Raw genomic sequence first — 17,322 nt, forward strand, 5'->3', positions numbered from 1 at the left:
CTTCATGGCCCGGCCAGGGCCGCCAGCGCCCCGGGGGCGAAGTGCGCCTCGACCAAGTCGGCCAGGCCGTCGAACACGGCCGACAGCGGCCGGGCGCGCGTGCCCAGCAGCGCACGCAGCGCGGCCTCGTCCTCAAACAGGCCGTGCAGATACAGGCCCATGACGTTGCCGGCGGCGTTGCACCACGCCAGCCCGGGCAGCACCTCGTGCGCCACCTCGCCGCGCGCCGCCAGCGCCGGGTGCGGCACGGTGCGGCCGTGGTGGATCTCGTAGCCGCGCACGCGCACGCCACCCAAGGCCGCCCACGGGCCGGGCGGCAGGGGCCCGAACGTCGCGCTGGTGCGGCGCACGGTCTTGTCGCGCTCGAACACCGTCACCAGCGGCAACAGGCCCAGCCCCGGGGCGTTGCCGTCCACCCCGTGCGGATCGACCAGCGCCTCGCCCAGCATCTGCAGCCCGCCGCAGATGCCCAGCACCGCCCCGCCGCGCGCGGCGTGCGCGGCAAGCGCCGCGTCCAGCCCTTGCGCGCGCAGCCAGGCCAAGTCCGCCGCCGTCGCCTTGGAGCCGGGCAGGATGATCCAGTCCGCCCCGGCGCACTCCGCCGGCGAGCGCGCCCACACCAGCCGCACGCCGCGGGCGTTCTTCAGTGGCTGGAATTCGTCCAGGTTGCTCAGGCGCGGATAGGCCACCACCGCCACCGTGGTGCGCACCGGCCCGCCACCCAGTGCCGCGCGGTCGTCGAACACGCCGTCCTCCTCTGGCAGGCCATGCCCCCAGCGCAGCGGCAGCGTGGCCAGCGTCGGCACGCCGGTGAGCGCCTGCAGCCGCTGCGGCGCCGGGGCCAGCAGCGCCGCGTCGCCGCGGAACTTGTTCAGCACGAAGCCGCGCAGCGCGCCGCGCAGGTCCGCTGGTAGCAACGCCCAAGTTCCGTAGAGGTGCGCAAAGGCCCCGCCGCGGTCGATGTCGGCCACCAGCAGCGCGCGCGCCTGCGCGTGGCGCACCGGCGCGAGGTTGACGATGTCGGTGTCCTGCAGGTTGATCTCGGCCGGGGAGCCGGCGCCTTCCATCACGATCAGGTCGTGCTGCGCGCGCAGCTCGTCCAGCGCCTGCCGCACCACGGGCCAGACGTGCGGGGAACGCTCGCGCCACGGCAGGGCGGTCAGCTCGGCATCGACGTGCCCCAGAAGCACGACCTGGCTGCGCGTGTCGGCCTCGGGCTTGAGCAGCAGCGGGTTCATCCGCACGTCCGGATCGACGCCGGCGGCCAGCGCCTGAAAATACTGCGCCGCGCCGATCTCGCCCTCCGCGCCATCCGGGGTGGCGACGACGCGGGCGTTGTTGCTCATGTTCTGCGCCTTGAACGGCGCCACGCGCAGGCCCTGGCGCGCATACCAGCGGCACAGCGCGGTGACGAGCCAGCTCTTACCGGCGCCGCTGCTGGTGCCCCAGACCATCAGGCCGCGCGCGGTCATCGCGGCGCCCTCCGCCGCGTGGGCGTGGTGGGGGCGGCCGACGCGGGCGCATCCAGCGCTTGCGCCAGCGCCTGCAGGGCCTGCGGCGGCTGCGCCGACAGTCGCCACCAGCCCGGCAGGCCCAACGACGTGGCATCGCGCAGCTTCACGCCATGCGCGCGCAGCGCCGCCGCGTCGATCGGTTGCGGCGGGCGGGCGCAGAGAAACGGCGTGACGCTAGCGGCGACTTCCCAACCGCGCGCCCGCAGCATCTGCACGAGCGCCGCCTTCCATTGCGCCAGCGTGGCCAGGGTCGCCTCCAGCCAGCGCTGCGTGGACGGCTCCGTCCAGGCGGTCAGCAGCGCCACGCCGTCAGCCCCGATCGGCCACGACGGCGCCAGCGCCTGCAGCTCGGCGAGCTGCTCAGGCGGGGCATCCTGCGGCGCGATCACGTAGGCCGCACGCACGCCGGTCAGGCCCAGCGCCTTGTTCGGGCTGTGCAGCTGCCAGCAGCGGGCACGCTGGGCGTCGGACGGCACCGCGTCACCTTGCAGCCGCAGCGGCGCGTAGGCCAGGTCCAGCGTGACGGGTGCGCCGGCGGCCAGCAGCGCCTTGGCCACGGCGGCATCCTCCGGCTGGCCAAGCGGACTGCCGGGGTCGCACAGCCAGCCGGCGCGCGCCTGCGCCGGGCTGGGTGCGCGCACCAGCCCCCAGACCCCCGCGGCGTGCGCGTAATCGCCGTAGCCCGGCGCCGGCCACCAGACGGGGCCGGGCGCGTGTTGCGCGCACCAGGCGGCAAAGCGCAGGATCCATTCGCTGCCGCTGGCAGCCAGCAGCACGCGCGACGGCGCCACGCCGTGCTGGCGCGCCAGCCGATGGCGCAAGTCCGTGTAGGCGGGGTCGGGGTAGTGGCGCCGCGCCGCCGTCTGCACGCGCGCCCAGGCTTGTGGACAGGGCCCGCAGGCGTTGGCGTTGACGGAAAAGTCCCACGGCGGCACACCGTCGGCGTCGGGGCCGCCGTGCGTGCGCGGCGGCGGCCCCGCAGGCGACTGCGTCGTCCCCGGAGCCGGTTCGGTCACGCCGGCTTCGGCGGCCAAGTGTTCCAGCCGCTCTTTCATGACGGCCTCCCGAGCATCGCCACGCCCGCCAGACCCGCCACCAGCAGCGCGCCCCACCCGGCCACCGCGCGGCCGCACCATGCCAAGGCACGCGCGGTATCGACAGGCTGCGGCGGCCGCCCGGCTTCGTTGAGTGCATACACCCCGGGCTTGGTGAGCCGCACCCCCAGCCGCAGCGCCAGCGCGCCCATCGGCCAGCCGCCGTTCGGCGACGGCGTGCGCCGCGCCTGCGCGCGCAGCGCGCGCCACGGCACGCTTCGGCCGGAGGCGGCCAGCAGCAGCACAGCGGTCAGCCGTGCCGGCAGCCACGACAGCGCATCGTCGGCCCGCGCGGCCCAGCGCCCGCCAAAGGTCCAGTCGCGCCCGCCGCGCACGCCGCGGTATCCCCACATCGCATCGGCGGTGTTGGCCCAGCGGTACAGCGCCGCGCCGGGCAGGCCCGCGAGCGCGAACCAGAACAGCGGCGCCACCACCGAGTCGTTGAGGTTTTCCGCCAGGGTGGACAGCGCCGCCTGCCGCACGCCGGCCTCGTCCAGCGCCTGCACGTCACGGCTGACCAGCCGCGCCACCTGCGTGCGACCGGCCTGGAGCCCCCGCGCCTGCGCCGCTTCGACCGCGGCCACCTCCTCGCGGAGCATGCGCCAGGCCAGCAGCGGTTTGAGCAGCAGCCCAAGCGCCAGCCCCTGCACCCACCACGGCGCATGGCTCAGCAACGCCTGCGGCACCCACGCCAGCGCCACCACCCCAGCAGCCCCGAGCGTCCACGCCAGCATCCCGGCGGCAAACACGCGCGCCGGCGGCACCGGCGCGCCCGGCATCGGCGCCACGCGTCGCCCCAGCCTCTCCAGCACCCAGCCCATGGCAACGACCGGGTGCAGCCGCGCCGGCGGCTCGCCGAAGCGCGCGTCCCACGCCAGGGCGACCGCAACTGCCAACGCCAGCGCGCCCGCCGTCGGCCATGCGAGCGCTGCCTGCTCCATCGCCGGGAGTGCCTCTCAACCTGTCACCGGCACTGCTCGCGTGTGCAGGCCCAGCCGCGCCAGCAGCGCGCGGTCGGCCTCCACGTCGGGATTGCCGGTGACCAGCAGCTTGTCGCCGTAGAAGATCGAGTTGGCCCCAGCCAGGAAGCACAGCACCTGCGTCGATTCGTCCATGTCGCGCCGGCCGGCCGACAGCCGCACCTTGGCCCGCGGCATCGTGATGCGCGCCACGGCCACCGTGCGAACGAACTCCAGCGGGTCGAGGTCGGGCTGGTCCGCCAGCGGCGTGCCGGCCACCTTGATCAGATGGTTGATCGGCACCGACTCCGGGTAGGGGTCGAGGTTGGCCAACTGCGCGATCAAACCGGCACGCTGCAGCCGCGACTCCCCCATGCCGACGATGCCACCGCAGCAGACGCGGATGCCGGCTTCGCGCACGTGCTGCAGCGTGCGCAGACGATCCTCGTACTCACGCGTGTGGATGATGGCGCCGTAGAACTCCGGCGCCGTGTCGAGGTTGTGGTTGTAGTAGTCCAGGCCCGCCTTCCCCAACGTTTGGGCCTGCTCGGCGGTGAGCATGCCCAGCGTGCAGCACGCCTCCAGGCCTTCTTCCTTAACGACGCGCACCAGCTCGGCGACCTTGTCCAGATCGCGGTCAGTCGGCGCGCGCCACGCCGCCCCCATGCAGAAACGCTGCGACCCGGCCTGCCGGGCCGCACGCACGGCGGCCCGCACGTCCTCGGGAGACATCAGCTTGGTGGCCTTCACGCCGGTCTCATGGTGCACCGATTGCGGGCAGTAGGCGCAGTCTTCCGGGCAGCCGCCGGTTTTGACCGACAGCAGCGTGGCCAGCTCCATCTCGGCGGGATCGTGGTGCTGCCGGTGCACCTGCTGCGCCTGAAACAAAAGTTCCGGCAGCGGCTGCTCCAGCAACGCCAGCACAGCCTGCGGTGTCCAGCGCGCTGGCAGCGGCGCTGCGGCCGCGCGCGCAGGGCTGGAAGTCGATTCACAAGCTTCAGGGGATACAGCCCGTGGTACCTCAATCATGCCTCAAAACTCCTTCATGCCAACGCCAACGACCCTGAGCCCATCCGCTCAACGTGGCGGCGATCCTGAACCGCTGCGCCGTCCCGCCCTCATGCGGCGGGCGCATCGTCGCGCAGCGGTAACGTGCTGGGCTGCGCCCAGCGGTTTTCAAACACCACCTCGCGCAGCGGCAGGCGCTGAGCCCAGCGCTCGCGCTGCAGCATCGGCTCATCATAGAACAACTGCACCGGGCCCAGGCACAGCAGCGCCAGCGGACGCGACCCTGGCGGACAACCCAGCAGATCGGCCACCTGCTGCGGGTCGAAGATCGAGACCCAGCCCATGCCCAACCCCTCGGCGCGCGCAGCAAGCCACAAATTCTGGATGGCGCAAGCCACGGAGGCCACGTCCATCTCCGGCAAGGTGCGCCGGCCAAAGACATGTCGCTCACGTTCAGGCATCAGCACCACGGCCCAAAGCTCGGCGGCCTCCAGAATGCCTTCCACCTTCAGGCGCGCAAACGCCTCCCCGCGCTCGCCAAGCGCCTCGGCGGTGCGTGCCCGCTCCTGCTGCACCAGATCGTGCAAGCGTTGACGTTGCTCCGGTTGCGTGATGCGGATCCAGCGCCACGGTTGCATGAAGCCGACGCTGGGCGCCCAGTGCGCCGCGCGCAGCAGCCGCACCAGCACGTCGGGCTCCACGCGACCGCCGGCAAAGTGGCGCATGTCGCGCCGCAGTTCCATGGCGCGATAGATCGCCGCGCGCGAAGCGGGGTCAAAGGCGTGTTCGGCAACCTCGGGTTGCGCATGGGATGAGAGCGCAGACATGGCACGTTTCAGTTCCAATCGTTCAACGCCACGTGGTGGGCTTGCCAACGCTGCGCCCACTGGCGAGCCTGGCCAAGCGCGGGGTGATCGTCGTCGGCGTCCACCACCACACAGACCTCCAAAGCCGGGCGCGGCGGCGCCTGCCGCACCCGCCCGTCGGTAATCAGCCACAGCACCTGCCGCGCGCGCCCGCCTGTGCGCCGCGCCCACGCCAGCGCCAGCGTCTCGGCGCGCTGCAGAGCCGCCGCCAGCGGGGTGCCGCCGCCTCCTCCCACCGCGCGCACGGCCACCCCCAAGGCGCGCCGCGCTGGCGCGGGCGGCTGCAGCATCTGCACGCCCTGCCCGACAGCCAGCAGCAGCGCCACATGCTGGCCGCAGCGCGCGGCGCGCTGCAGCAGCGCCAGCGCCGGGATTTCGGCCAGGATGTCGGCGCCGATCAGGCGGTCGTGGATGACCACTTCGGCGCGACGCAGCCGATCCAGGGCGCGCAGGGTGAGCAAATCCAACGGCCCAGGGCCGGCGCCGACGATCGACACCCACCCCGGCGCCATCGGCACCGCAGCCTCAAGCAGCATGGTAGAGCCGGCGCTGCACCGCCACGCTGCGCTTCAGCGCGTGCAGAGCTTTGGCTGCCGCCAGCACCGCCAGGTCGATCAGCGGCTCCGCCACGATCACCGCCACATACGCCGCGCCAAACGCGCCGATGTTGGCCAGGTTGTCCGCCTCGAGGCCATGACCATACAGCGCCCAGAACGCCACCCAAGCCACGATGCCGCCCTGATAGGCCACGGACAGCTTGAGCGCCTGCGCGTAGCGCAGATCGACGTAGGCCACCTGCTGCGGGATGACCCGCTGCGCCAGCGCCGCGGTGGCATACAGCGGCACCAACAGCGTGGTGACGTTCATCCCGTATTGCGGCAAATCCGCCGGCGCAAAAAACAGCCCTTGAATCAGCAGCCCGCCAGCCAGCCCCAAGGCAGCTGGCGCCACCCCGAACAGCAGCAGCAACGTGGTGCCCAGGATCAGGTGCACCTCCGAGACGCCGACCGGATGGTGCGGCAGCACCTCGAAAAAGCAAAACACCAGGGCGGTGGTCAACAGCGAGCGCAGCAGCAAAGCCTGCGCCCCCTCCTGTCGCAGCATGTCCTAAGCCAGCTTGCCAGCCCAAGCCACCGCAGCGGTGCCGGTGGCGTAACCGAGTAACGCTTTGCTGCCTTCAACAACTCCGGGTTCGATGTGCATGACAGACCTCCTCACAGATGAATGCGCCCGGGCGGGCGCGGGGGGCCTGGGCGACCTCACCGCCTTCGGCAAAAACGGGCTCCTTGGGCAGCACCACCCAACGCGCCGACACGCCATCCGCGCCGGCGGCGCCGGCGTCCAGCGGCCGCACCGCGATGCGCTGCCCGAACACCTGCTCCAGCGCGCGGTGCGTCGCGGGATCGTCCGCCGTCCCTTGGTGGCGCACGCGGCCGGCGTCCAGGATCAGCAGCTCGTCGGCGTGCAGCGCCATGGTGAGCTCGTGCAGCACCGTCACCACCGTCTGCCCCTGACGCGTCAGCGCGCGCACCAGCGCCAGCCAGTCGGCCTGATGCGGCGGATCCAGGTGCGCCAGCGGCTCGTCCATCAGCAGGATCGGCGCCTGCACCGCCAGCAGCCGCGCCAGCAGCACGCGCTGGCGCTGCCCGCCGGAAAGCTGCGCCAAGGGCCGCTCGCGCCAGTCCCACGCCTGCGTCTGGCGCAACGCCTGCTCCACCGCTGCGCGGTCGGCGGCGCTGGCCGCGCCCAGCCACGGCTGGTGCGGCAGGCGGCCCAGCATCGCCACGTCCCAGGCGGTCAGGTCGTCGCCGCCCGGCTCGGCCTGCCCGAGCCACGCCACCGCGCGGGCGCGCGCCCGGCGCGGCCAGTCCCGCAGCGCCCGCCCGAGCAGCTCGACGCGCCCACCCTGCAGCGGCAGCAGGCCCGCCAGCGCCTTCAGCAGCGTGGACTTGCCGGCGCCGTTGGGGCCCACGAGGCAGGTCCAGCGCCCGCGCGGCAGTGCCGCCGTCACGCCGTGCAACACGGGGTGGCGGCCCAGCCGCACGCTGACCCCCTGCGCGGCCAGCGCCAAGGGATGGGATGGGCAGGCCACCTCGTCCCTCATGCCCCCTGCCCCCGCAGACGGCCGCGGTGCAACAGCCACAGCAGGTAGCCGCCGCCCAGCACTGCCGTCAACACGCCCACCGGCACCTCCTGCGGTGCCAGCCACCCCCGTGCCAGCGTGTCGGCCGCCAGCAGCAGCGCGCCGCCCGTTGCCGCCGCCAGCGCCATCAGCCAGCCGTGCGCCGTCGCCACCAGCGAGCGCACCAGGTGCGGCGCCGCCAGCCCGACGAAGGAGATCAGTCCGGTCTGCGCCACTGCGCTGGCGGTGGCCAGCGCCAGCACCGCCACCAGCGCCAGACGCAGCGTCGCCAGCGGCATGCCGAGGCTCGCGGCGGTGGCCTCGCCGAGCGCCAGCGCGTCCAGTGCGCGCGCCAGCAGCGTCGCCGCCGCGGTGCACAGCGCGGCGGCGGCCAGCATCAGCCCCGCCGAGGGCCAGCCGACGAACGCCGTGGAGCCGAGCAAAAACGCCTGCATCGCCTGCAGCGCATCCGGCGCCAGCAGCAGCACGAGCTGCGTGCCGGCCCCCAACACCACGCCGACCACCACCCCGGCCAGCAGCAGCCGCAGCGTGTGCTGCACGCCGCGCGCCAGCGCCAGCGTCAGCAGCACCGCCACCCACGCCCCGACGAACGCCGCTCCGGTCAGGCCCAGCCGCACCCAGAGGCTGGAGGACAGCACGCTCCAACCCAGCCCGCCGGAGCCGCCCAGCATGCCAGCCGAGCCGCCCAGCGCCACCAGCGCCAGCGCCACCGCCAGCGACGCCCCCGCCGCGCTACCTAGCAGGAACGGGTCGGCCAGCGGGTTGCGAAACAGCCCCTGCGCCACTGCGCCCGCCACGCCGAGCAGCGCGCCGGCAGCCCAGGCGCCCAGCGCCCGCGGCAGGCGGATCTCCCAGACGATCTGCGCTGCCAGCGCCGCCTGCGCTTCGTCCGGCGAGGACGCCAGCACCGTCCACGCCGGCTCCAGCCCCTGGCTGCCGACGCCGACCGCCAGCACCAGCAGCCCCGCCGCCGCCGCAAGCAGCGCGAACAGCACCCCGGCGGCACGGCGCGCGTTCACGGGCGCCCTCCTGCCGCCGCAGCGGTCGGGCGCGCTGGGTCGGCGGCGCGCGCCAGGCAGTCGGCCATCAGCCGTGCCGCCTCGGCCATGCGCGGGCCGGGGCGCACCAGCACGTCGGACTGCGCGGCATCGAACGCGCACACCCGCCCCTGGCGCACCGCGCGCAGCCGGGCCCAGCCGGGCCGCTGCGCCAGCGCCTCGGCGGCGCGGCTGCTGACCAGGATCACGTCCGGGTCGGCGCGCACGACGAACTCCGGGTTGAGCTTCGGAAAGGGCCCAAGCGTCGCCGGCACCACGTTGCGCGCGCCCAGGCGCTGCAGCGTCTGGCCGATGAACGAGGCCTCGCCTGCCGCATACGGACCGGGGCTGACTTCGACATAGACGCGCAGCCCACGCACCGCCGGCGGCAGCGACTGCGCCGCCGCCGACACCGCCGCGTCGATCGCACGCCAAACGCGCGCCGCATCCGGCACGTCCAGCAGCGTACCCAGCGTCAGCAGCACGCGCTGCACGTCCTGATGCGTGCGTGGCTCCAGCGCTACCACCGTCAACCCCAGCGCGCGCAGCCGCTCGATCGCACGCGAAGAGGTGGCCAGCAGCACCACGTCGGGCCGCAGCGCCACGATTGCCTCGACGTTGGGGTCCAGCCCGCCGCCAACCCGCGGCACGCCGGCCAGCGCCGGCGGCCAATTGGTGTAGCGGTCCACCCCCACCAGCCGCTCGCAGCGGCCGAGCTCGCACACCGCCTCCGACAGCGACGGCAGCAGGCTGACGATGCGCTGCGGCGGCTGCGCCAGCCGCACCTGCACGCCCTGGTCGTCGGTGAGGCGCACCTCGGCGCGCGCCGGCCACCCGAGCAGCAGCGCGGCCGCCAGCAGCCACGCCCGCCGCCATCCGAGCCAGCCCGCGCGTCTCATGCCGCCCCCTTCACCGTTAGTGGACAGCCCGCCATCATCAGCGTAACGCGCTGGCAACAGGCCGCCACGCGCTGGTTCAGCGTGCCCAGCGCATCCACGAAGGCGCGCACCTGCGCCCCGAGCGGGATGATGCCCAGGCCGATCTCGTTGCCGACCAGCACCACCGGGCCACCAGCGGCCTGCAGCGCCTGCTCCAGCGCCTGCATCGGCGCTTCCAGCGCCTCGGGTTCCGCCGCCGTGGCCCGTCCCGGCGGCCACGCCAGCTGCGTCAGCCACAGCGTCAGGCAATCGACCACCACCAGCGCCTGCGGCGAACTCTGGCGCAGGATCGCCTGCGGCAGCTCGGCGCCGGCCACCTCCAGCGTTTCCAGCCCCGGCACGCGCGCGGCGCGCTCGCGCCGATGGCGCTCGATGCGCGCGCGCATCTCGGCGTCGCGCGGCTGGGCGGTGGCCAGCAGCACCGCGCGGTGGCGCGCATCAGCGGCCAGCCATTGCGCCGCACGGCCCTCGGCCCAGCGCGACTTGCCGCTCTTTTGCCCACCCAGCACCAGCTCACGCATCGCCGTCCTCCCGTGGCGCCGCGCCCGCCGCCGGGCGGCCCGGCCCATCCATCCAAGCCAGGATGAGGCGGTGCAGCTGCGCCACCCCATCGGTCAGCGCCGCTGGGCCAGGCTGCAGGATGTGGGCGCTCTTGATCTCGTGCAGCTGACCGTGCCGCACCGCCGACACGTCCTGCCAGCCGGGGCGCGCAGCGACGCGCTCGGGTCGGAACTTCTTGCCACACCACGAGCCAATGATCAGATCCGGGGCGCGGTGCACCACCTCCTGCGCATCGGGCAGCACGCGGTCCTTGGCAAGCGGCTCGCACGCCCGCTCCGGGAAAATGTTCTGCCCGCCGGCCAGCTCAATCAGCTCCGACACCCAGCGGATCGCGGTGATCGGCGGGTCGTCCCACTCCTCGAAATACACCCGCGGGCGCCGCGCGCCGTGCTGCAGCCGCTGCTGCACCGCAGCGCGCATCGCGGCGTGCTGCGCCCGCATCCCGTCCAGCAGCCGCTCGCCCTGCTCGGCGCAGCCGACCAGCGCCGCCACCTGCCACAGCATCGCCACGATCTCCTCGACGCTGCGCTGGTTGAACACCGTCACCGCCACCCCGGCGCGGATCAGCGCCGCGGCGATGTCGGCCTGCAAATCGGAAAAACCGAACACGTGATCCGGCCGCAGCGCCAGGATCTTGTCGATCTTGGCGTGCAGGAAGGCGCTGACGCGCGGCTTTTCCTGCCGCGCTTGCGGTGGGCGCACCGTGTAGCCGCTGATGCCAACAATGCGGTGCTGCTGCCCGAGCAGGTAGAGCCATTCGGTGGTCTCCTCGGTCAGGCAGACGATGCGCTGCGGACCATAGTCGGGCCGGCTCATACGGCGGCCTCCTGCGGCGCGGCTGGCGCCCAAGCGTCCTGCGGCAAAAACAACTGCGCCGCCGCCTGCGCCGCGGAGGCAAACCAGGCGTGGAAATAGCTCGCCATGACGGACCCGTGGCGCCAGATGGCCTCGGGCCGGCCGTGCGCCCGCGCCGGGGTGGTGTGGGCATGCGGCGGCAACGGCATCTGCGTCTCCGAATAGTGGAAGGTGTGCCCACGCAGCTCGCCCCATGGCATGACCCAGGCGTGCGGCCCGAGTGCCACCAGCCGCGCGCGCATGACGGCCTCGCCCGGCAGCAGCCCCCACATCGGCACGCTCCGTCCGTCGGCCAGCGTCAGCGCCTGCAGCAGCGCGAGCATCCCGCCGCACTCCGCCCACACCGGACGGCCGGCCTGCACGTGGTGCTGCACGCTGGCGCGCGTGCGCCCCGCCGCGGTCAGCGCATCGGCGTGCAGCTCGGGGTAGCCGCCCGGCAGCCACAGCGCATCGGCCGGCGGCAGCGGCTCGTCCGCCAGCGGCGAGAAGAACACCACCTCGGCGCCCAGCGCCTGCAACGTCTGCACGTTGGCAGGGTAAATGAAGCTGAACGCCGCATCGCGCGCCACGGCGATGCGCCGCCCGGCCAGCCACGGCGGCGGCGCTGGCGCGGCGGGTGCCTCCAGCGCCACCGCCCAACGCTGCCATTCGGTCCAGGCAAGCTCCCCCAACGACGTGGCCTCCAGCGCGTCGGCCAGCCGATCCAGCCGCGCCTGCGCATCCGGCAGCTCGGCGGCCTGCGTCAGGCCCAGATGGCGCTCGGGCCAAGCCATCCCCTCATCACGCGGCAGCGCCCCCCACCAAGGGCCGTCGCCGTCGCGCAGCGCGGTCTGCAGCATCCGTGCGTGCCCCGCGCCGGCCACGCGATTGGCCAGCACCCCAGCCCACGGCAGCCCGGGTCGGTAGTGGCGCAGTCCGTGCACCACGGCACCAAAGGTGCCCGCCATCGCCCCGGCGTCCACCACCGCCAGCACCGGGATGCCGAGACGCTGCGCCAGCTCGGCGGCGCTGGGCTCGCCGTCGTAAAGGCCCATCACCCCCTCGATTAGGATCAGGTCGGCCTGCCGTGCTGCGCGCGCCAGCCGCGCGCGCACGTCGGCCTCGCCATTCATCCAGAGGTCGAGGTTGTCCACCGGGTGGCCGCTGGCCAGCTCCAGCCACTGCGGATCCAGAAAATCCGGCCCGCACTTGAACACCCGCACGCGCCGCCCTCGGCGGGCCTGCACACGCGCCAGCGCCGCGGTGACGCTGGTCTTGCCCTGGCCGGAGGCCGGGGCCGCGATCAGCAGCGCGGGGCAGCGCAGAGTTGCCGCGCTCATGGCGGCGACACCGGTGGTCATGGCTCTGCTTCAGCGCGGCGCCCAGCTCAGGCCGACGAACACCGTGCGGCCTGCCGTGGCGTAGCCCCGCACCGATTCGTAAGCGCGATCGGTCGCGTTGTCGATACGCGCGAGCACGCGCCAGTCGCGCCCCAGTGGCCGCTCTGCCGTCAGGTTGAGCAGCGTGTAGCCAGGCAGCCGCTGCGTGTTGCGCGCGTCGTCGTGGCGCTCACCAACGACCTGCACTTCGCCCCCCAGACGCCAGCCCGCTGCGTGGGTGTCGGCCGTCAACGTCGCCTGCGACCGCGGCCGGCGTGGCAGCCACTTGTCGGTCAACTCGTTCTTCGGCCGCATCACATCCCACGAGCCCCCCAGATCGACCGACCCGAGCCGGGCACCACCGCTGAACGTCAGCCCGGTGATGCGGGCCCGCCCGACGTTGTCGTAGCAACCGGGAAAGGGTCCCACACCATTGGGACACGGCCCCGGCCCACTGACATAGCCGATCAAGTCACGGATGCGGTTGCGATAGGCGACCACGGACAGGCGGTCCGAGCCGGACCGCCAGTGCACGCCAGCCTCGACGTTGCGCGCCGTTTCCGCCCTCAGGTCGGGCGTGCCGTAGATGCTGAAGCGCTGAAACAGCGTCGGCACCCGAAACGCCGTGCCCGCCGACGCCGTCAGGCGCAGCGTGCGGCTGACGTCATAGCCATAAGCCAGCAGCCCGGTGGACTGGCCGCCAAACTCGCTGTCGTCGTCGTGGCGCGCATTGAGCTGCAGGTTGTGCGGCCCCGAGCGCCAGCCGTAGCCCACGGCCAGCGCATTCTGATGCCGGTCGGTGCGCTCCGGCGTGGTGCTGCGGTTTTGCAGCGCATCCTCGCGCCGCTCCAGATCCACCGTCATCAGGCCCTGGCCCAGCCGCACTTCGTTGCGCAGCAGCGCGGTGGTCACGCGCGTCTCGGTGAGGTACGGCGATGGCGTCGTCTCGTAGCGGTCGGTGCCGCGGGTCAGAGTGGCGCGCGTGGACCAAACCTCGCTCCACTGCGCCGTCCAGTGCAGCCCAGCCGTGCGCAGACGGTGCAGGCTCTGGTCGTCCAACCCGGGCGTAAAGCCGTCGTAGCCGGCGCGCTGCTGGCTGTCCAGCAGCGTCACCTCCAGCTTCTGACCTGGCGCCAACTGCCAGCCGATGCGGCCGGAGAGGTTTTCGTTGCGGTAGCCGTCGCGGTCCGGGTTGCCCTGCGGGCGGACGTTGAAACCGTCGCTGCGCTCGGTGCCCACACCCACCGCATAGTCCACGCCGTCGGCGGCGCCGCGCAGCGACACCGCGAGCGAGCGCGTCGCGTGACTGCCCAGCCCCACCCGCACCGACGGGAAGAACCCGGCCTCACCCTGCCGCGTGAAGATCTGCACGACCCCGGCCAGCGCGTCCGAACCATATATGGCCGCGGCCGGGCCGCGCAGCACCTCGATGCGCTCCACCTGCGACAGCGGGATCGTATTCCAAGTCGCCCCGCCGGTGGATTGCGAATCGATGCGCACCCCGTCGATGAACACCGCCGTGAAGCGGCTCTCGGCGCCGCGCAGGTAGACGCTGGTCGTCGTGGCCGACCCGCCGTTGCGGCTGAACGTGACTCCCGGCAGCCGCGCCAGGACGTCGGCCAGCGCGGTCGCGCCGCTGCGCTCGATCGCGTCGCGGTCGATCACCGTGACATCGGCGATCACATCGGTGATGGGCTGCTGCGAGCGGGTGGCGTTGACCACCACCGCTTCGAGCAAAGCCCCGGTCGGGGCCTCATCGGCCGCGTGGGCCGGGGAAACACACCACAAGGCACCCGCCGGCAGGGCAGGCGCGAGCGCCGCCGCGGCGGCGCGCACGAGAGGCTTTTTCATGAAAGCACGAACCAGACGAACGTGTCCGCACCGCCTTCCCCGACGGTGCATGGACGTCACGACCGGCCCGACCGCGTCGAGCCGATCACCGCGTTGGCCGGTATCCGGGCTGGTGGAAGCAACCTTCGCGGGCCTTCCCAGATGCCAAGCATCCAGTGGCCGACGGGCGAAAGCGGGTGCGTGTGCGAGACGCACCCGTCCACTTACCGTTGCGGGGGCAGCGCTGGTTAGGACCCGGCCGAGCGGCCGACATCCCCCCAAGCTTCCCGTTTAACTGCACCGCGAGAACCGCGGTGCGAGCACCAACGCCACGCATTGTATTTCGAACCCTTGCGCGCGCCCTACAATTCGCGGGTCATGACGCCTGCGATCATTGAAGAGCTCGCCCAGCGGCTCGAGCGGCTGCTTTTGCGGCATCAGGAACTGCTGCGCTCCCAGTCCCTGCTACAGCAGGAGGTCCAGCGCCTGGCGCAGGAGCGCGATCACCTGCTCGCGCAATGCGCGGCCGCCCGGCAGCGTCTGGACGCCGTGATCGCCCGTGTCGCCGCCGAGGAGGACGCCCCATGAGCAAACCGGGCATCAAACAGGTCGAGGTCCAGATCATGAGCCAGACCTACCTGCTGGCCTGCCCCGTGGACGGCCAAGAGGCGCTGCGCGAAGCGGTAGCCAAGGTCGATGCCGCCATGTGCCGCATCCGTGACGCGGGCAAGGTCAAGGCGCGCGACCGCATTGCCGTGCTCGCCGCGCTCAACATCGCCTTCGACGCCTCGAACCGGGACCCATCGCTGGCCTTTCGCAACTCCTCCTTCGGCACGAGCGAAGGGAGCGACACCCCCACGGCCGACACCGCGCCGGCTCTGTCGGCTGAAGCCGACGAGGCCCTGCGCCGGCTGATCGCGCGCATCGACGGCGCGCTCGCGGCCGACGACCGGCTACTCTGATGCCCGGAGGCGACGACTCCCGGGGTGCGACTGCGCGGCATGCCGGCGCACGGCCGGCTTGACACCGGCGTACAATGAGGGTGTCTGTCAACCGCCGGGCTTTACATTCCTTGAACCAATGCTCTTTGGAGCCCGGGCTTGGTACATCGCGCAGTGGGCGCGATCGTCTCGCGTCAGACGAACCCGAAGCTGCGCTGCCCTCGCCCACCTGAACCCCCGCGTTCAGGATGCTGGCCCGGCGGCTTGGCAGACACCTCTTTGCCCACCACCGGCGCCGACCTGCGCGCCGGCACCGCTGTGCTGTTGGCATGCTCGACCCCCTGTTGATCGCCGAGTTGGCCGCTCTGGGCCTCGTGACCGGATTTTTTGCGGGGCTGCTGGGCATCGGCGGCGGCATGATCCTGGTGCCCTTCATCACTTTCATCCTGAGCCACCGCGGCATCTCGGCCGATCTGGCGGTCAAGATGGCCATCGCCACCTCGATGGCCACCATCGTGTTCACCTCCATCTCCAGCGTGCGTGCGCACCATCGGCGGGGCGTCGTGCGCTGGGATCTGGTGGCGCGGCTGGCTCCGGGCATCGTGCTCGGGGCCGCGCTCGCGGGTGCGGGGGTCTTTCGCATTGTGCAGGGGCGCTGGCTGGCCCTGCTGTTCGCCGGGTTCGTCGCCTTTTCGGCCACGCAAATGCTGCGGGGGCGCAAGCCCGCCGCGCACCGCAGCCTGCCCGGCCCAGGCGGGCAGTTTGCCGCTGGGGGGGTGATCGGCTTTCTATCCGGCCTGGTCGGGGCGGGCGGTGGCTTCATCAGCGTCCCCTTCATGACCTGGTGCGGCGTCGCCATGCACCAGGCGGTCGCCACCAGCGCGGCGCTCGGCTTTCCCATCGCGCTGGCCAACGCCGTGGGCTACACCTGGTCGGGCGCCCAGGTGGCTGGCCGACCCTCGGGGTCTCTGGGCTTCATCTTTTTGCCCGCACTGGCCGTCATCGCCAGCGCCAGCGTGCTCACGGCCCCAGTGGGGGTGCGCGTGGCCCACGCCCTGCCCGTCTCCACCCTCAAGCGCGTCTTCGCGTTGATTCTGTACGGACTGGCGGCCGCGATGACTTACGAGGCGTGGAGCGGTTGAGCCGCGACGACGATGCCGTCCGCATCGGCGTATAGCCAATCGCCCGGGCGCACCCAGACGTCCTGAATCTGGATGGCGATGTCGCGCTGGCCCTGCCCCCGCTTGTCGGTGGGCAAAGGCATCGCCGCCAGGGCGCGGATGCCGACGGGGGTCGCTGCCAACTCGGCCACGTCTCGCACGCAGCCATCCACGACCACACCGGCCCAGCCGTTGCGCGCCGCCGCGGCCGCCAGATTGCCCCCGACCAGCGCGCGCCGCAGCGAGGCCCCGCCATCCACGACCAGCACCCGTCCCTGCCCGGGCTCGTCCAGCGCGGCTTTGACCAGGCTGTTGTCCTCGTGGCACTTGACGGTGCTCACCGGGCCGCCGAAATGGCCGCGCCCGCCAAAATCCCGAAACACCGGCGGCAGCACGCGGAATGCGCCGCTCGTGTCGCCTTTGTGGGCATCGCACAAATCGCAGGTGGAAAACGCGGTCGTCATGGGCCAACGCAATGGAGAAGTCGATCCAGTCCGCATCATAAGTCACGGCCCAGGCCCCGCCGGCGTCGGCGCGGCGCAACAGCCACCCCGCCCCGACGCGGGAAAACCCCGCCCAGACGCCAAAACGCCCGCTGCGCTCTAGAAAAACCGGGGCTTTGCGTATACGATGCGCTCATCCATGCGAGCGCCATACGCTCCGTGGCGAGCTTGCAACCAACCGAAGGAACCCTCCATGGCCACTGCGAAGAAAGCTGCCACCGCCAAGTCTGCCCCCGCGGCCAAGACCGCCCAACCGGCTGCCAAGGCCGCCGCGCCGAAGCGCACGCCCAACGCGGCTTTCATGAAGCCGATGACGCCGAGCGCCGATCTGGCGGCCATCGTCGGTGCCAAGCCGCTGCCGCGTACCGAGGTGACCAAGAAGGTGTGGGAATACATCAAGAAGAACAAGCTGCAGGACGCCACCAACAAGCGCATGATCAACGCCGACGCCAAGCTCAAGGCCGTGCTCAAGAAGCCCCAGGTGTCGATGTTCGAAATGACCAAGATCATCAGCGCCCACCTGTCGTGAGCTGAGATCGTTGGACTGCGGCTGGG

At 72.4% G+C, this 17,322-nt stretch carries 18 protein-coding genes, 1 pseudogene and 1 riboswitch; of the genes and pseudogenes, 4 read left to right on the top strand and 15 right to left on the bottom strand.

The genetic code is table 11. From position 1 onward, the window contains the following. Positions 1–2 precede the first annotated feature (2 nt). The 14 genes and pseudogenes from V7026_RS00310 to V7026_RS00375 form a co-directional block, all read right to left on the bottom strand. Positions 3–1,472, bottom strand: coding sequence for a cobyric acid synthase (locus V7026_RS00310; RefSeq protein WP_334153250.1), 1,470 nt, complete (start codon positions 1,470–1,472; stop codon positions 3–5). Then, positions 1,469–2,569, bottom strand: coding sequence for an aminotransferase class I/II-fold pyridoxal phosphate-dependent enzyme (locus tag V7026_RS00315; RefSeq protein ID WP_334153251.1), 1,101 nt, complete (start codon positions 2,567–2,569; stop codon positions 1,469–1,471). Before V7026_RS00315 ends, V7026_RS00310 begins: the two co-directional genes overlap by 4 nt. Beyond that, positions 2,566–3,549 (bottom strand): adenosylcobinamide-phosphate synthase CbiB, encoded by a 984-nt coding sequence (gene cbiB / locus V7026_RS00320; protein ID WP_334153252.1) that lies wholly within the window; start codon positions 3,547–3,549, stop codon positions 2,566–2,568. Before cbiB ends, V7026_RS00315 begins: the two co-directional genes overlap by 4 nt. A 15-nt stretch (positions 3,550–3,564) precedes the next feature. Continuing rightward, positions 3,565–4,596, bottom strand: coding sequence for a biotin synthase BioB (bioB, locus tag V7026_RS00325; protein WP_334153253.1), 1,032 nt, complete (start codon positions 4,594–4,596; stop codon positions 3,565–3,567). 89 nt (positions 4,597–4,685) lie between these two features. Further along, positions 4,686–5,402: a 5,6-dimethylbenzimidazole synthase gene (gene bluB / locus V7026_RS00330; protein ID WP_334153254.1), complete on the bottom strand. Its 717-nt coding sequence runs from the start codon at positions 5,400–5,402 to the stop codon at positions 4,686–4,688. A gap of 8 nt (positions 5,403–5,410) precedes the next feature. After that, positions 5,411–5,977 (bottom strand): SAM-dependent methyltransferase, encoded by a 567-nt coding sequence (locus tag V7026_RS00335; RefSeq protein WP_334153255.1) that lies wholly within the window; start codon positions 5,975–5,977, stop codon positions 5,411–5,413. After that, positions 5,967–6,644, bottom strand: a pseudogene (locus V7026_RS00340) (energy-coupling factor ABC transporter permease). Before V7026_RS00340 ends, V7026_RS00335 begins: the two are co-directional and overlap by 11 nt. Continuing rightward, on the bottom strand, positions 6,619–7,545 hold the full coding sequence (locus V7026_RS00345; RefSeq protein WP_334153256.1) for an ABC transporter ATP-binding protein: 927 nt from the start codon (positions 7,543–7,545) through the stop codon (positions 6,619–6,621). The pseudogene V7026_RS00340 and the gene V7026_RS00345 overlap by 26 nt, the downstream one beginning before the upstream one ends. After that, positions 7,542–8,603, bottom strand: a complete 1,062-nt coding sequence (locus tag V7026_RS00350) for an iron chelate uptake ABC transporter family permease subunit (RefSeq protein WP_334153257.1) — start codon at positions 8,601–8,603, stop codon at positions 7,542–7,544. The genes V7026_RS00345 and V7026_RS00350 overlap by 4 nt, the downstream gene beginning before the upstream one ends. After that, positions 8,600–9,520: an ABC transporter substrate-binding protein gene (locus V7026_RS00355; protein ID WP_334153258.1), complete on the bottom strand. Its 921-nt coding sequence runs from the start codon at positions 9,518–9,520 to the stop codon at positions 8,600–8,602. The genes V7026_RS00350 and V7026_RS00355 overlap by 4 nt, the downstream gene beginning before the upstream one ends. After that, positions 9,517–10,080: a bifunctional adenosylcobinamide kinase/adenosylcobinamide-phosphate guanylyltransferase gene (locus V7026_RS00360; RefSeq protein WP_334153259.1), complete on the bottom strand. Its 564-nt coding sequence runs from the start codon at positions 10,078–10,080 to the stop codon at positions 9,517–9,519. Before V7026_RS00360 ends, V7026_RS00355 begins: the two co-directional genes overlap by 4 nt. Continuing rightward, entirely contained in the window at positions 10,073–10,936 is an 864-nt protein-coding gene (locus V7026_RS00365; protein ID WP_334153260.1) for a cobalamin-binding protein, read from the bottom strand. The genes V7026_RS00360 and V7026_RS00365 overlap by 8 nt, the downstream gene beginning before the upstream one ends. After that, positions 10,933–12,315 carry a cobyrinate a,c-diamide synthase gene (locus V7026_RS00370; protein ID WP_334153261.1) on the bottom strand — a complete coding sequence of 461 codons (1,383 nt, stop codon included), beginning with the start codon at positions 12,313–12,315 and terminating at the stop codon, positions 10,933–10,935. The genes V7026_RS00365 and V7026_RS00370 overlap by 4 nt, the downstream gene beginning before the upstream one ends. Positions 12,316–12,324: 9 nt before the next feature. Then, positions 12,325–14,184: a TonB-dependent receptor domain-containing protein gene (locus V7026_RS00375; RefSeq protein WP_334153262.1), complete on the bottom strand. Its 1,860-nt coding sequence runs from the start codon at positions 14,182–14,184 to the stop codon at positions 12,325–12,327. 78 nt (positions 14,185–14,262) lie between these two features. Beyond that, positions 14,263–14,506: riboswitch (cobalamin riboswitch) on the bottom strand. 35 nt (positions 14,507–14,541) lie between these two features. Between V7026_RS00375 and V7026_RS00380 the strand changes: the two genes are divergently transcribed. The 3 genes from V7026_RS00380 to V7026_RS00390 all read left to right on the top strand — a co-directional run bounded on the left by V7026_RS00380 (position 14,542) and on the right by V7026_RS00390 (position 16,246). Further along, on the top strand, positions 14,542–14,751 hold the full coding sequence (locus V7026_RS00380) for a DUF904 domain-containing protein (RefSeq protein WP_334153263.1): 210 nt from the start codon (positions 14,542–14,544) through the stop codon (positions 14,749–14,751). An 11-nt stretch (positions 14,752–14,762) separates the two neighbouring features. Further along, positions 14,763–15,125, top strand: coding sequence for a cell division protein ZapA (locus V7026_RS00385; protein WP_443082292.1), 363 nt, complete (start codon positions 14,763–14,765; stop codon positions 15,123–15,125). 308 nt (positions 15,126–15,433) lie between these two features. Further along, a complete protein-coding gene (locus V7026_RS00390) occupies positions 15,434–16,246 on the top strand; it encodes a sulfite exporter TauE/SafE family protein (protein ID WP_334153265.1) in 813 nt (270 codons plus the stop codon). Here the strand turns inward: V7026_RS00390 and rraA are convergent. Next, complete coding sequence (rraA, locus tag V7026_RS00395; RefSeq protein ID WP_334153266.1) at positions 16,225–16,728, bottom strand: ribonuclease E activity regulator RraA; 504 nt, start codon at positions 16,726–16,728, stop codon at positions 16,225–16,227. The two genes, V7026_RS00390 and rraA, sit on opposite strands and share 22 nt — an antisense overlap. A gap of 178 nt (positions 16,729–16,906) precedes the next feature. Between rraA and V7026_RS00400 the strand changes: the two genes are divergently transcribed. Continuing rightward, complete coding sequence (locus tag V7026_RS00400; RefSeq protein WP_334153267.1) at positions 16,907–17,296, top strand: SWIB/MDM2 domain-containing protein; 390 nt, start codon at positions 16,907–16,909, stop codon at positions 17,294–17,296. Positions 17,297–17,322: the final 26 nt, after the last annotated feature.

Source organism: Tepidimonas sp., assembly GCF_036825565.1.
GTDB lineage: Bacteria > Pseudomonadota > Gammaproteobacteria > Burkholderiales > Burkholderiaceae_C > Tepidimonas.